Here is a 14003-nt window from a genome sequence, read left to right on the forward strand (position 1 = left end):
GGGATGGGACACCGGGTGCTGGTGGTCGACGACGACCCCACGGTCAGCGACGTCGTGCGGCGCTACCTGGAACAGGACGGCTGCGAGGTCCGGCTGGCCGCCGACGGCGCCGCCGGCCTCGCGGCGATCGCCACCCACCGGCCCGATCTCGTGGTGCTCGATCTCATGATGCCCGGCATCGAAGGCCTCGAGGTGTGCCGCCGGATCCGCAGGCAGCTGCCGGGCCTGCCGGTGATCATGCTCACCGCCCTCGGCGAGGAGGCCGACCGCGTCCTGGGGCTGGAGGTCGGTGCCGACGACTACGTGACCAAGCCGTTCTCCCCCCGCGAACTCGTCCTGCGGATCCGTTTGGTGCTGCGTCGCGCCAGCGGGCACACCACCGGCCCGGCCGACCTCACCCGGCTCGTCGACGCGGAGCTGGCCGTCGACACCGCCCGCCGCGTCGCCGAGCGCGACGGCGCGCCGCTGGCGCTGACCGTCCGCGAGTTCGACCTGCTGGCCTTCCTCATGCGCCATCCCGGGCGCGCGTGGTCCCGCGCCGATCTGCTGGACAAGGTGTGGGGCTGGCAGTTCGGCGACCAGTCGACGGTGACCGTCCACGTCCGCCGGCTGCGCGAGAAGATCGAGTACGAGCCGGCCGAACCGCGCCGCATCCGCACCATCTGGGGCGTCGGCTACCGCTACGACCCGCTCGACGGGGGACCCCAGCGGTGACCGACATGCTGCTCATCGGGCTCTACGCCCTCGTCGCCGGAGGCGTCGTCGGGCTGGCCGGCGCCGGGGCGCTGCGGCTGCTGCGCGGCCGGTCCATCCTCGTCCACGTGCTGGTGCTGCTCACCGTCACCGTGCTCGCCGTGGTCGTCGGCGTCGCCACGGTCGCCCAGGCCATGTTCCTGTCCCCGCACGACCTGTGGGTCGTCCTCGTCACCGTGAGCGCCTCCGCGGTGATCAGCCTCGCCGTCGGCGCCGTCTTCGGCAGCCGGCTGGCCGCCTCCGCGGTCTGGGCGCAGGCGGCCCGGGACCGGGAACGGCGGCTGGAGGCCGGACGGCGCGAACTCGTCGCCTGGGTGTCGCACGACCTGCGCACCCCGCTCGCCGGGCTGCGGGCGATGGCCGAGGCCCTCGAGGACCGCATCATCGACGACCCGGCCACCGTCGACGAATACCACCGGCGCATCCGGGTCGAGACCGACCGGATGACCCAACTCGTCGACGACCTGTTCGAGCTGTCCCGGATCAACGCCGGCGCGCTGCGGCTCGCGCCCACCACCGTGCCGCTGCGCGACGTCGTGTCCGACGCCATCGCCGGCGTCGCCCCGCTCGCCGCCCGCCGCCGGATCCACCTGGTCGCGGCGGACAGCGGCTGGCCCCTCGTCCGCGCCGGCGAACGCGAACTCGCCCGGGTCGTCAGCAACCTGCTGATCAACTCCGTCCGGTACACCCCGGAGGACGGCACCGTGCACATCGCGGCCGGCCACGAACGCGACTCCGTGTGGCTCGCCGTCTCCGACACCTGCGGCGGCATCCCGGAGGAGGACCTGGACCGGGTGTTCGACGTGGCCTTCCGCGGCGAGCGCGCGCGTACCCCGGGCGCGGCCGGCTCCGGTGGCGGCGGAGGGCTCGGCCTGGCGATCGTGCGCGGCCTGGTGGAGGCACACGGCGGCCGGGTCGACGTGCGCAACACCGGCCGGGGCTGCCAGTTCGAGGTACGCCTGCCCGCGGCCTGATCCGCGTGCGCCTGGTCCACCGGCGTGCGCTGTCAGCGCTGCTGCGGCACGACCGCCACCGCCTGCTCCAGCACGACGTCGGGCAGTTGCGGCCCGGACGGCAGCGCCAGCGGCGTCTTGGCCCGGGTGACCAGCTCCACCACGGTACGGCTCAGCCGCTGCGACGACTCCGACATGGACCGGTTGGCGGTGACGATCGCGCCGACCACCTCGGCCCGCGCCTGCTGGCCATGGCGGACCGCGTCCTCGATGCCCCGGGCCTGCGCGTCGATCGACTCGGCGACCTCGAGGATGGTCTCCGGCCGGACCGTCGGAGTCTGGATCACCCGGGCGATCTGCGGCACCGCCGTCTTCGACGCCGACGCGTACGCCGACAGCACGTCGTTGGCGCCGTCGGCCACCACCTGCTGCATGTCGGCGGCCTGATTGGCCTGCAGCAGCAGCGCCCACTGGGCGATGGTCAGCTTCATCGTCGGGATGGTCAGGTTGATCAGCAACGCCAGCCGCTGGCCGAGCCCGTAGTTGAGGCTGCGGATGTTGCGCACCTGCGGTGAGGTGGACCAGGCGACGAAGAGCCGCTGCTGGAACTCGTTGATCCGCACCTCGAGCGCCTGGATGAACTCGGTGACCATCGACAGCCGCTCGCGGCGGTCCCGCTCGTCCGGCGCGCCCGGGGTCACGACGACGGACCTCGCCTCGGCGAGGGCTTCGTCGCGGATCAGCTCCATCACCGCGATCGCGCCGACCAGCTGGCCGATGGCCGCCTCGTTGGCCTTGTAAAGCTCGTCGCAGAGCACCACGTTGCTGCGCAGTTTGCGCTGCTTGTCGCTGAGCTGCCCGGCGACCCGGTCGAGCTGCTGCTCGACGGCGCGCGCCTCCTCGAACAGCATCTCCAGCAGGTCCCGGCCCTTACGGAACAGGCCGCGGACGGCGTCGGAGAACTTGGTGAACGTCTCCCGCACCCGGGGGTCGCTCGGGTCGTACCTGCGGCGGAAGCCACGCATCCGGTCGTTGATCTCGTGCATGATGCTGGTCAGCTCGGGGATGTCGACGCGACCGACCTCCCGGAAGATCCGGCTGACCTGGGCGTTGACCTGGTCCAGCGCCTGGTTGCCGAAGCTCGCCAGCGCCTCGGTGTTGGCCAGCATCGTCGGGTAGAGCTGCCGGGCGGCCTGCCGCGCCTGGTCGAGCTGCGCCGGAGTGAGCAGGTCCCGGTAGGCGAACGCGGCCGGCTGGGCGCCGGTGGCCAGCGCGGTGGTGATGGCGGCGTCGGCGGCACCGGCGGGCGGGTCGGCCTGCCCGCCGACGATGGTGCCGAAGTCGATCTGCAGTCCCTCACTCATGTCCGGTCTCCTTCATCGACAGGTGGCGGCGTCTTTCACGCAGCTGAGCAGGGCGAGCGTCACGTCGGCGGCCGGCGCGGGCGCGGCGCGGATCTGGTCGGCCAGGCCGATGCCGGGAAAGTCGCCGACGTCGTTGGCGCCGACCTGCACGGCGGAGCGAAAGCCGTACCGCTTCCAGGCGATCTGCTGGATCTTCGGGTCCTTCAGCGCGTCGGCGAACCGGCCGGCGTCGGGGTCGAGGGCCAGCACCGGGTGATCGCTGTAGATGGTCGGGTCGGGATAGAGCACCCGGACGTTCTTCAGCAGGGCGGCGCTGGCGTCCCCGCTCTGGAACACCTGCTGGATGATCTGGTTCTCGTAGCCGGCGTAGAGCGGCGCCTTGAACTCACCGCCCTGGGTGAGCCACTCCCGGAACCCCGAGTCGGAGCTGCGCGACTGCAGGCCCTGCGCGTCGTACAGGGCGCGCATGGTGGGCAGCGCCTTGCGGGCCTGGGCCAGGCTCGGCGCGGAGAAGCCGTCGTCGGTGGCGACGACGTTCAACTGGAGCTGGGCCATGGTGAAGCCGCTGTTCGACTTCGCCGGGTCGGTGCTGGAGATGGTTATCGGGCCGCGCAGGTCGGCGGCGCCCAGCGCCTCCCAGGTGCCCCGCTTGACCACCTGGTTCAGCAGCAGGCCCTTCATGTCCACCACGAAGTACCGGTCGCCGCGGCGCTGCACGATGCCCTTCTTCAGCAGCGCGTCGGTGCCGCGCGGCCCGGCGTAGATGACCTCCGGCGACTGCAGCACGTTCTCCGCCCGGTAGCCGGGGAACGCCCCGGGGTGCAGGGCCTCGAAGACACCCTGGGCGCTGGCGCTGGACGGCCAGAGGCAGTCCAGCTTGCGGGCCTTGATCTCTTCGGTGCTCAGCTGCACCTGGTCGTACGAGCCGAGCGGCCCGAACGCGACCTCCAGCCGGTAGTCGTCGCGGAGGATCCGCTTGACCTCCGGGTCGGCCATCAGCTCCGACTTTTCCGAGCCGCCGACACAGGTGACGGTGGTGGGCGGGGCGGCGGTCGCCGGCCGGTCGGCCGACCGCTTCCACAGCACCGCCGCGACGACGCAGACGGCGATCACCGTGACCAGTCCGATCAGGAACCGGGTGCTCGGCAATCTCAACGTGACTCCTTCATCGGCCCAGGTCGGGCAGGCTGGGTGGGGCGACGGTGCCCAGGTTGGCGGTGTACTGCGCGATCTCGCCCTGGTTGACCAGCCGGACGCTGTCCAGGGCGAAGTCGGCGAACCGGCGGAACGCCTGCTCGCCGTCGCGTTGCAGCCGTTCCGGGTCGTGGTAGAGCACCGGCTGGCGCTGGATGTCCAGGTACTGCCGGACCACCCCGTCGAGGCTGCGCAGGTGCCCGCCGACCTGGGCGGCGGTCGAGTAGAGGCTGTCCGGCGAGCGGTCCCGCACCCGGTCGAACAGCTCCGGGACGTACCGGCAGGCGTCCTCCAGCGCGCGGCGCGCCTCGGTGTGGCGGACGTCCCGGCTGAGCCGTTCGATGCCGTGCACCACCCGCAGCGCCTCCTCGACCCGGCCGCGGGCGTCGTCGGCATAGCTGTCGCTGTCCACCCGGGTGGCGCTACGGTCGTCGATCATGAGATAGAGCCCGATGGCGGCACCCACGGCGAGCAGCGGCGCCCAGATCAGGCTGCCGGTGACCAGGAAGACCACCGCGAAGGCGGCCACTGCGGCGGCCAGCGCCACGGGGGCCGCGAGGCGATGCCTCACTTGTACCCCGCCGCCTGCCGCAGGGCGGCGACCAGGTCGTCCTGCCGGACGAAGGTGCCGTTGGCGGCCTTGGCGACCTCCTCCAGCTGGCGCGGATCGGCGTCCCGGCCGAACGCGATCGCGACCACCGGCACGCCGGCACGCTGCAGTGCGTCGAGCGCCTCGTCGCGCTGCCTCGTGTTGGACTGGCCGTCGGTCATCAGCACCAACAGCCGCTTGCGGTCACCGTTGTGTCGCCCGGTCAGCTCCTCCGTGGCGCGCAGCAGACAGGCGTACATGTCGGTGCCGCCATCGGGTTCGTAGCCGGCGATGTCGCGGGCCAGGCCACGCAGCGTGTTGCCGTCGTTGCCGCGTACCTGCCAGGGGCTACCGCCGGTGACGCCGCCGGCGAAGATGGCGACCGTGGTGACGTCCTGCGGGTGGGTCTGCAGGAAGTTCTGCGCGGCCTGCTCCGGGTCGAAGACCTGCGCGGTGGCGGCCTCGATGCCGGTCCACCCGTCGTTGTCGCCCATCGAGCCGCTGCCGTCCAGGCAGTAGTACGCGGCGACCGGGCGGCGGTAGCGGGTCTGGTAGCGGTCGAGCGCCGCCTGGATGACCGGCGCCGACGGGTACTGGATGCCCTGCTCGTTGATCGTGCCCTGGATGCCCCACTCCGGGTTGAACACCGCCGGGTCGGGTTCGTCGAGGGTGAGCCCCACGCTGGCGGCGGGCCGGCGGCCCAGCTTGAGCAGCGCCGCCTGCGCGCCGGCGTCGGTGAGCAGGTGCTCCTGCAGCTCGGTGAAGATCCGGCGGGCGTCGTCGTTGCCGGGCTGCGGCAGGAAGCCCAGCGGCGCGTCGCTCACCGCCAGCGAGCCCCGGGGGTACGCGACCAGCAGCGGTTCCCGGCCGGCCTTCACCAGCTCGGCGTTCTTCTCGATGACCAGGTCCTCGTAGGTGAACATGGCCCGGCACTGGTCGGCGTGGGCGACGCACTCGGTCATCAGCGTGCCCGTCGCCGTCGCCGCGTCCGTCGCAGGCGTGCTGGCCACCGCCCCCGCCGCCGCGGCGGCGCCCGCGTCGGTGTCGACCCAGAGCTGGGGGGCCGGGAACTGTCCGCAGGGCATGCTCTGCATCTGGCCGAACTGGAACCACCCGCCGGAGGGCCCCACGTCGACCCCGTCCCTGACGACGGACAGCGAGTGGACCGGAAACGTCCCGGCGTTCAACTTCTACAACTACACGGCCAAGAAGGCCGAGATCACCTGGTCCTACACGTATCTCGGCACGCCGCTCACCGGCACGATCTGCGTCGTGCCGGGCGGCGACGGGGACCTGTACGTGCCCATGCACGTCGCGAAGGTGACCTGGCAGCCGCGGAGCTGCTGACCCCGTCGGAGCCCTGGGCCTCCCCGAGTCCGGCCGGCCGCCCGCGGCCCGGCTTCGGCGCCTCGACGGCCACAGCGCCCCGAAGGGCTGATCCGCTGTCCGGATCAGCCCTTCGACCTTGCGGTTCTTCCTCGACGATACGGGACGACGGGTGGGCCGGCCGGAGCCTAGGCGGCCCGCTGCACTGCGGTGGCCGGGTCGCCGTCCACCGCCTGGGCCATCTGCGGGACGAGCTTCTCCAGCAGGAACGGCAGGCTGAGCGGGGTGATGAACGAGGTCGCGGCACCCACCAGCTCCTCGTTCTCGAGGTAGATGTCCCGCCCCTCGGTCTTGACCTTCAGCTTGCTGTAGAGCGGGTCGGCCTGCACCTTGGCCCGGTCCGTGTCGTAGTCGTCGATCAGCCAGATCAGCATGTCGGTGTCGAGCAGATCGGTGCGCTCGCGGCTGAGGTTCGCGCCGAACTCCTTGCCGGTCACCTCGGCCAGCCCGTCCGGAAGCCTGAAGCCCAGCTCGGTGAGGAAGCGGCCACGCGAGTCCTGCGGGCCGTACACGTAGTAACCCTCGTAGGTGGTGGCCATCAAGCCGGTCGCGCCGGAGAAGGCCGGGTTGGCGGCGCGTACTTCGGCGATCTTGCCCTCCACGGTGGCGACGAGTCGCTCCGCCTGCTCCTTACGGCCGATGGCGGTGCCGACCATGCGGGTGCTGTCCTGCCAGGCGACGCCGTAGTCGACCGTCCCTTCCGGCTGCGCGACCGTCGGCGCGATCTTCGCCAGCTTCGCGTAGTCCTCGCTGGTCAGGCCAGAGTAGATGCCCAGGATCAGGTCGGGCCGCAGGGCAGCCACCTTCTCGAACTGGAGGCCGTCGGTGTTGGTGAGCACCTCGGGCCTGGGCGCGCTGCCGAGCGCGGCCTCCGCCCACGGCCAGACGGCACCTGGCTTCTCGCCGAACCACTCGGTGGTCGCGGTGGGAACGACGCCCAACGCCAGCAGCGCGTCCTGCTCGACCAGGCCGACCACGACGATCCGCTTGGGCTCGGCGGCGATGGTGGTCGTGCCGAACTTGTGTTCTATCGAGACCGGGAAGGCACTGGAGGCCCCGGCGCTGGACGAGGGGGGCGCCGGCTCCGATTCGCCCCCGCAGGCGGCAGGAAGGAGGAGAAGCCCGGTCGCCGCCGCCATGGCGGTCCGCCGGATCGAGGATAGCCGCACGGCTGTTTCCCTTCTGAGAGCGAGGCCCCGGGAGCGGTGGCCCCGGGTCAGAAGTGTAGGTTAGCCTCACCTAATTGAGTGTGCGCGGACGGATGGAGCACGTGTTGACCACAGGCACCGGCACCCGCCCGGCGCTGCAGACCGCACCCGGCGAGCCGCGCAACCCGCGGTCCCGCACCGCCCGCCGTTGGACCGGCCTGATCGCCGGGGCCGTCGCACTCGTCGTCGCCACGGCACTGAGCATCGCCGTGGGCAGCCGCTCACTCGGCCTGGCCACGGTGTGGCAGGTGCTCTGGCACGACGACGGCTCCGCCGCTGCGGCGGTCGTGCACCAGCTACGGTTGCCGCGCACGGCGCTCGGCATCGCCGTCGGCGCCGCCCTGGGCCTGGCCGGCACGGTGATGCAGGCACTCACCCGCAACCCGCTGGCCGAGCCGGGGCTGCTCGGCGTCAACCTCGGCGCCTCGACAGGTGTCGTGTTGGCCATCGCGTTCCTCGGCGTGGGAACCGCCACCGGGTACGTCTGGTTCGCCATCGCCGGCGCCGGTCTCACCTCGGCCGCCGTCTTCGCCCTCGGCGGCTCCGGCAGAGCGCCCACGCCGGAGCGTCAGGTGCTCGCCGGGGTCTCCCTCACCGCAGTGCTCGGCGCCGGCGTCTGGGCGGTCCTGGTGACACACCGGGAGGCGTTCGACCGGTACCGGCACTGGGACGTCGGCTCGCTCGCCGACCGGGAGGCCGCCACGATCGTGCAGGTGACGCCGTTCCTGGTGACCGGGGTCGTGCTGGCGCTGGCGCTGGGCCGCCAACTGAACGCCCTGAGCATGGGCGACGACTCGGCGACCTCCCTCGGCGCGCGCCCGGCACGGATCCGCGTGCTGGGCATGATCACGATCACCCTGCTGTGCGGTGCCGCGACCGCCGCGTCGGGTCCCATCTGGTTCCTCGGCCTGGCCGTGCCCTATGCCGCACGCATGGTCACCGGCTCGGACTACCGCTGGATCCTGGCCTACGCACTCGTCCTCGGGCCCGCGCTGCTGTTGGCCTCGGACGTGATCGGGCGGGTCCTGGTGGCGCCGGCCGAGCTTCCGGTCGGAGTGGTCACCGCGTTCCTCGGCGCGCCGCTGTTCATCGCGCTCTGCCGTCGCCGCAGGCTGAGTGTCCTGTGAACGCGGCAGGCGTGCGGCTACGCCGCTCCGGCGGTGCGACCCGGCTGGTGATCCGCACCCGGGCCGGTCGGCTCTCGCTGCGGGTGCACCTACGCGCGCTGCTCGTGGGAGCCGGGCTGCTGGTGGTGGCGCTGAGCGTCTCGCTGGTCAACCTCTCCACCGGCGACTTCCCGCTCCCACTGCGCGAGGTGCTGCGCAGCCTCCTCGGCCAGGGTGATCCGGGCACCGACTTCATCGTGCACGAGCTGCGGCTGCCCCGCGTGCTGATAACCGTGCTGGTCGGCGCGGCGCTGGGCGCGAGTGGCACGATCTTCCAGCGGCTGACGCGCAACCCGCTGGGCAGCCCTGACTTCGTCGGCCTGACGGTGGGCGCGGCAACCGGCGCCCTGGTCGTGCTGCTGCTGCTCGACGGCGGCGGGCCCCAGGTGGCGGTGGGCGCGGTCCTCGGCTGTCTGGCCACGTCGGTCGCCATCTACCTGCTCGCGTTCCGCCGCGGGGTGCAGCCGTTCCGGCTGGTCCTGATGGGCATCGGGGTGTCCGCGCTGCTCGAGTCGTTCAACTCGTACCTGATCTACCGCAGCCGACTGGACGAGGCGCTCTCCGCCCAGGTGTGGCTGATCGGCAGCGTCAACGGCCGCGGCTGGACCGAGGTGGCGTTGGTCGGCGGCACGCTCGCGGTGCTGCTGCCGGTGGCTCTCTACCACGGCCGGCACCTCGACATGCTGGGCATGGGCGACGAGACCGCGGTGCTGCAGGGCGTGCCGGTCGAGCGTGGCCGGGCGGTGCTCGCGCTGACCGGGGTCGGGCTCGCCGCCGGAGCCACCGCCGCCGCCGGCCCGATCGCGTTCGTCGCGCTCGCCGCGCCCCAGCTGGCCACCCGGCTGACCCGGTCGCCGCACGCCGGTGTCCTGCCGGCCGCGCTGATGGGCTCCGCGCTGCTGAGCGCCAGCGACTGGGCGGCCCAGCACGCCCTGCCCGGCGACGACATGCCGGTCGGCGTGGTCACCGCCGCGCTCGGCGGCGTCTACTTGACCTGGTTGCTGTTCCACGAGCGACGCCACAACGGATAAGGAGCACGGCGATGAGCGACGCGCGGTTGCGGGCCGAGGCACTCACCCTGGCGTACGACGATCGGGTGGTCGCCCGCGACCTCGACGTGCAGATCACCGACGGGTCGTTCACGGTCATCGTCGGTCCCAACGCGTGTGGCAAGTCCACTCTGCTGCGGTCGCTGGCCCGGGTGCTCAAGCCGCGCTCCGGCGCGGTCCACCTCGACGGTCAGGCGATCGCGTCGTACCCGTCCCGCGAGGTCGCCCGGCGGCTGGGCATGCTGTCGCAGTCGCCCGTCGTGCCGGGCGGGATCGTGGTGGAGGAGCTGGTCGCCCGCGGCCGGTTCGCCCACCAGCGGCTGTTGCGCCAGTGGTCGCCGGAGGACGAGGCGGCGGTCGCCGACGCGATGCGCCAGACCGAGGTGGCCGAGTTGGCCGACCGGTTCGTCGACGAGCTCTCCGGCGGCCAACGGCAGCGGGTCTGGCTGGCGATGGCGCTGGCCCAGCAGACCCCGATCCTGTTGCTGGACGAGCCGACCACGTTCCTCGACCTCTCCCACCAGTTCGAGGTGCTGGACCTCTGCGCGGAACTGCACGAGCAGGGGCGCACCATCGTCGCCGTCCTGCACGACCTCAACCACGCCTGCCGGTACGCCACGGAGCTCATCGTGATGCGTGACGGCGTGGTCCTGGCTCAGGGCGCGCCCACCGAGGTGATGACGGCGGAGCTGGTGGAGGCGGTCTTCGGGATGCCGTGCCGGGTGATGAGCGACCCGGAGACGGACACGCCGATGATCGTGCCCGCCGGACGGCAGCGACGGCGGGCCGCCCGCGCCGGCGCGACGCCGGCCACGGCCAGCCGGAGCGGAGCGTGACCGGCGCACGGGGGGTGCTCGCCGACGCGCTCGGCGGGCAGCGGCGAGCCGTCGTGGCGAGCACCCTCATGGTCACCGGCCACCAGGCCGGCGAGGCCGCGGTGCCGTTTCTGATCGGCGTGGTCATCGACCAGGCGGTCGCCGGCGGCGTCGGCGACCTGGCGCTCTGGCTGGGGGCGCTGGCCGTGGTGTATCTCGGTCTGAGCTACAGCTACCGCTACGGTGAGCGCACCGGCGAACGCGCCGCCGAGCAGGCCGCCCACCAGCTGCGGCTGCGGGTGACCCGGCGGGTGCTGCACGAGCGCGGCGGCGCCGATGCCGACCGGTTGCCGGGGGCCCTGGTGTCGATCGCCACCAGCGACGCGACCCGGGTGGGTGCGGTCGCCGTCGCGGTGGCGTCCGGCGTGGCCGCCGTCGTCGGCCTGGTGTTCGCGGCGGTGCTCCTGCTGTCCATCTCGCTGCCGCTCGGGCTCCTGGTGCTGCTGGGCACCCCGCCGCTGCTGTTGCTCACCCGCCTGCTGGGTAAGCCGCTGGAGGAACGCAGCGAGACCGAACAGGAGCACGGCGCACACGCCTCCGGCATCGCCGCAGATCTGGTCGCCGGGCTCCGCGTGGTCAAGGGCCTGCGGGCCGAGAGCGCGGCGGTCGCCCGGTATCGGCAACGCAGCCGCAGCGCGCTGGCCGCGACCGTACGGGCGGCGCGTGCCGAAGCCGCCTACCAGGGTGTCGTGCTCACCCTCAGCGGGACGTTCCTGGCGCTCATCGCCGTGCTCGGCGGAATCCTCGCCGTGCGTGGCGAGATCAGCGTCGGCCAGTTGATCTCCTCGCTCGGTCTGGCCCAGTTCCTCGTCGGTCCGATGTCGACGTTCGGCTGGGTCGGGGCCGACCTCGCTCAGGGCCGCGCGTCGGCTCGTCGCATCGCCGCGGTGCTGGACGCGCCCGTCGCGGTGGCCGGGGGCGGGGCGGGGCCGGCGACGCCGGCCCGGGGCGGGCTCGTGCTGCACGGGGTGCAGAGCCCGCCGCTGCGCGGGATCGATCTGGCGGTCGCCCCCGGCGAGATCGTCGGGATCGTGGCCACCGACCCGGCCGAGGCCGCCGAGCTGGTGCGGCTGCTCGGCCGGACGCGGGACCCGGCCGGCGGTTCGATCGGGCTGGACGGCGTCGCGCTCGCCGCGTTGGCGCCGGCCAAGCTGCGCACCGTGGTGCTGGCCATGGAGCACCACACCGACCTGTTCGACGGCACGATCCGGGCCGCGGTCTCCCTGTCCGGGCGGGCCCGGCCGGACAGGGTCGAGGCGGCGATCGCCACGGCCGCCGCCGACGAGGTGGCGCGCAGCCTGCCCGACGGGCTGGAGACCGTGCTGGACGAGCGGGCCCGTTCCCTCTCCGGCGGGCAGCGGCAACGCATCGCGCTCGCCCGGGCGCTGGCGGGCGACCCGCCGGTGCTGGTGCTGCACGACCCGACCACCGCGGTGGACGCGGTGACGGAGGCGCGGATCGCGGGGCGGCTGCGGGCGATGCGGGAGGGACGTACCACGGTCCTGGTGACCACCAGCCCGGCGCTGCTGGCGGTGACCGACCGGGTCGTCGTCGTGCGCGACGGGGTCGTCCGCACCGACGGCACGCACCGTGACCTCGTCGCCGGGGACGGCGCCTACCGCGAGCTCGTTCTCGCATGATCAACAGCAAGGTGCGGCACCCGGCCGCACCCACCAGCGGCGCTGCGGGCGAGGGCCGGCAGGGCACGCCGACGGAGGCCCAGCCATGACCGCCGAAACCACCGCGCTGCTGCCCATCGCGGGCGGCCGGCGCACCCGAGCCCAGCTGCGCGTGCTGGTGCGGCCACACCGGGCCCGGCTGGCCGGGGCGTTGGCCCTGCTGGTCGCGGGCACCGCCGCAGGGCTGGTGACCCCGCCCCTGCTCGGTCGCATCGTCGATCTGGCGAACAACGGAGGCAGCACCGCCGACTTCGTGCTCACCGGTGTCGGGCTGGTGGCCGGCGCGCTCGTCGAGGCGGCCCTGGCCGGGCTCGGCGTCGCCCTGCTCGCGCAGGTCGGCGAGGGGGTGCTGGCCCGGCTACGGGAACGGTTCGTCGAGTCGGCGCTGCGGCTTCCGCTGGCGCAGGTCGAACGCGCCGGGACCGGCGACCTGACCTCGCGGGTCACCAACGACGTGGCGGTGATCGCCGAGGCGGCCCGCAGCGCCCTTCCCGAGTTCGCCCGCGCCCTGCTGACCATCGTGCTCACCCTGGCCGGGATGGCGGTGCTCGACTGGCGGTTCCTGGCCGCGGCGCTGATCGCGGTGCCCGTGCAGGCGTACACGGTCCGCTGGTACGCCCGCCGCGCCGTTCCGCTCTACGCCCGGCAGCGGGTCGCCGTCGCCGCGCAGCAGCACCACCTGCTGGCGACCATCGACGGCGCGCCGACGATCCGCGCGTTCCGCATCGCCGACGAGCACGGCGACCGGGTCGCCGGCAAGTCCCAGCAGGCGGTGGACCTGCTGCTGCGCGGCGTCGCGCTGCAGACCCGGTTCTACGCCCGGCTGCACGTCGCCGAGTTCGCCGGGCTCGCCGCGGTGCTCGCCACGGGTTTCTTCCTGGTGAGCGGGAACGCGGTCAGCATTGGCACGGCGACGGCGGCGGCGCTGTACTTCCATGGCCTGTTCGGCCCGATCAACGTGGCGCTGGCGCTGGTGGACGACGCCCAGGCGGCCTTCTCGGGGTTGAACCGGCTGGTCGGCGTCGCCGACCTGGATCCGCCAGAGCGGCAGCGAGCGGCAACGGGTGACGCCCCGCAGGCGGTGGTGGTGCGCGGCGTGGACTTCGCCTACCTGCCGGAACGTCCGGTGCTGACCGGTGTGAACCTGACGATCGGGCGTGGCGAGCGGGTGGCGCTGGTCGGCGGCAGCGGGGCGGGCAAGACCACGCTCGCCAAGATCATTGCCGGGGTGCACCAGCCGGACGGAGGCACCGTGGCGGTGCCGGCCGGCGAGGTCGCGTTGGTCACCCAGGAGGTGCACGTCTTCGCCGGCGCCCTCTGCGACGACGTACGGCTGGCCCGCCCGGACGCCACGGACGAGGAGGTGCGCGCCGCGCTGGCGGCGGTGGACGCGTTGGGCTGGGTCGAGCAGTTGCCGGACGGCCTCGACACCGAGGTCGGCTCGGGCGGTCACCCGCTCACGGCGGCGCAGGCGCAGCAGTTGGCGTTCGCGCGGCTGATCCTGGCCGACCCGCCGGTGGCGATCCTCGACGAGGCCACCGCCGAGGCGGGCAGCGCCGGAGCCCGCCTGCTCGAACGGGTGGCCACGGCCGCCCTGGCGGGGCGCACGGCGCTCATCGTGGCGCACCGGCTCACCCAGGCGGTGACGGCGGACCGGGTGGTCGTGATGGAGGCCGGCCGCATCGTCGAGGTCGGCCCGCACCGTGACCTGATCGAGCGGGGCGGGCCGTACGCCACGCTCTGGCAGGCCTGGTCGGACCAGCGCGCGCGACACTGAGCGCGCGCTG

General features: G+C 73.2%; 13 protein-coding genes. 8 read left to right on the forward strand and 5 right to left on the reverse strand.

Annotation, left to right across the window (positions count from 1 at the left end):
* Positions 1-3: 3 nt before the first annotated feature.
* Both GA0070558_RS29475 and GA0070558_RS29480 read left to right on the forward strand, forming a co-directional pair.
* A complete protein-coding gene (locus GA0070558_RS29475; RefSeq protein WP_091285884.1) occupies positions 4-714 on the forward strand; it encodes a response regulator transcription factor in 711 nt (236 codons plus the stop codon).
* Positions 715-719: 5 nt separating this feature from the next.
* A complete protein-coding gene (locus GA0070558_RS29480; protein WP_091285882.1) occupies positions 720-1727 on the forward strand; it encodes a sensor histidine kinase in 1008 nt (335 codons plus the stop codon).
* A gap of 32 nt (positions 1728-1759) precedes the next feature.
* Here GA0070558_RS29480 and GA0070558_RS29485 read toward each other — a convergent pair whose 3' ends face one another.
* From GA0070558_RS29485 to GA0070558_RS29495, 4 genes are read right to left on the reverse strand one after another with little or no spacing between them, the layout of a single operon-like run.
* Positions 1760-3070 carry a toxic anion resistance protein gene (locus tag GA0070558_RS29485; protein WP_091285853.1) on the reverse strand — a complete coding sequence of 437 codons (1311 nt, stop codon included), beginning with the start codon at positions 3068-3070 and terminating at the stop codon, positions 1760-1762.
* A gap of 12 nt (positions 3071-3082) precedes the next feature.
* A complete protein-coding gene (locus tag GA0070558_RS29490) occupies positions 3083-4225 on the reverse strand; it encodes a hypothetical protein (RefSeq protein ID WP_256092190.1) in 1143 nt (380 codons plus the stop codon).
* A 10-nt stretch (positions 4226-4235) separates the two neighbouring features.
* Positions 4236-4835: a 5-bromo-4-chloroindolyl phosphate hydrolysis family protein gene (locus GA0070558_RS34705; RefSeq protein ID WP_256092191.1), complete on the reverse strand. Its 600-nt coding sequence runs from the start codon at positions 4833-4835 to the stop codon at positions 4236-4238.
* Positions 4832-5947 carry a vWA domain-containing protein gene (locus tag GA0070558_RS29495; RefSeq protein ID WP_256092192.1) on the reverse strand — a complete coding sequence of 372 codons (1116 nt, stop codon included), beginning with the start codon at positions 5945-5947 and terminating at the stop codon, positions 4832-4834. The genes GA0070558_RS34705 and GA0070558_RS29495 overlap by 4 nt, the downstream gene beginning before the upstream one ends.
* On the opposite strand from GA0070558_RS29495, the gene GA0070558_RS34710 reads away from it, so the two are divergent.
* Positions 5937-6200 carry a hypothetical protein gene (locus GA0070558_RS34710; protein ID WP_256092193.1) on the forward strand — a complete coding sequence of 88 codons (264 nt, stop codon included), beginning with the start codon at positions 5937-5939 and terminating at the stop codon, positions 6198-6200. The genes GA0070558_RS29495 and GA0070558_RS34710 overlap by 11 nt on opposite strands.
* Before the next feature lie 167 nt (positions 6201-6367).
* Here the strand turns inward: GA0070558_RS34710 and GA0070558_RS29505 are convergent, their stop codons facing one another.
* Positions 6368-7408 carry an iron-siderophore ABC transporter substrate-binding protein gene (locus tag GA0070558_RS29505; protein WP_218107127.1) on the reverse strand — a complete coding sequence of 347 codons (1041 nt, stop codon included), beginning with the start codon at positions 7406-7408 and terminating at the stop codon, positions 6368-6370.
* Positions 7409-7512: 104 nt separating this feature from the next.
* Here GA0070558_RS29505 and GA0070558_RS29510 point away from each other — a divergent pair, with 104 nt between their 5' ends.
* From GA0070558_RS29510 to GA0070558_RS29530, 5 genes are all read left to right on the forward strand, one after another.
* Positions 7513-8574, forward strand: coding sequence for a FecCD family ABC transporter permease (locus tag GA0070558_RS29510; protein ID WP_091285893.1), 1062 nt, complete (start codon positions 7513-7515; stop codon positions 8572-8574).
* Positions 8571-9644: a FecCD family ABC transporter permease gene (locus tag GA0070558_RS29515; protein ID WP_256092194.1), complete on the forward strand. Its 1074-nt coding sequence runs from the start codon at positions 8571-8573 to the stop codon at positions 9642-9644. The genes GA0070558_RS29510 and GA0070558_RS29515 overlap by 4 nt, the downstream gene beginning before the upstream one ends.
* 11 nt (positions 9645-9655) lie before the next feature.
* Positions 9656-10498, forward strand: coding sequence for an ABC transporter ATP-binding protein (locus GA0070558_RS29520; RefSeq protein ID WP_091285862.1), 843 nt, complete (start codon positions 9656-9658; stop codon positions 10496-10498).
* Complete coding sequence (locus tag GA0070558_RS29525; protein WP_256092195.1) at positions 10495-12177, forward strand: ABC transporter transmembrane domain-containing protein; 1683 nt, start codon at positions 10495-10497, stop codon at positions 12175-12177. The genes GA0070558_RS29520 and GA0070558_RS29525 overlap by 4 nt, the downstream gene beginning before the upstream one ends.
* Positions 12178-12262: 85 nt before the next feature.
* A complete protein-coding gene (locus GA0070558_RS29530; RefSeq protein WP_091285865.1) occupies positions 12263-13993 on the forward strand; it encodes an ABC transporter ATP-binding protein in 1731 nt (576 codons plus the stop codon).
* Positions 13994-14003: the final 10 nt, after the last annotated feature.

Origin of the sequence: Micromonospora haikouensis (assembly GCF_900091595.1) — a bacterium.
GTDB lineage: Bacteria > Actinomycetota > Actinomycetes > Mycobacteriales > Micromonosporaceae > Micromonospora > Micromonospora haikouensis.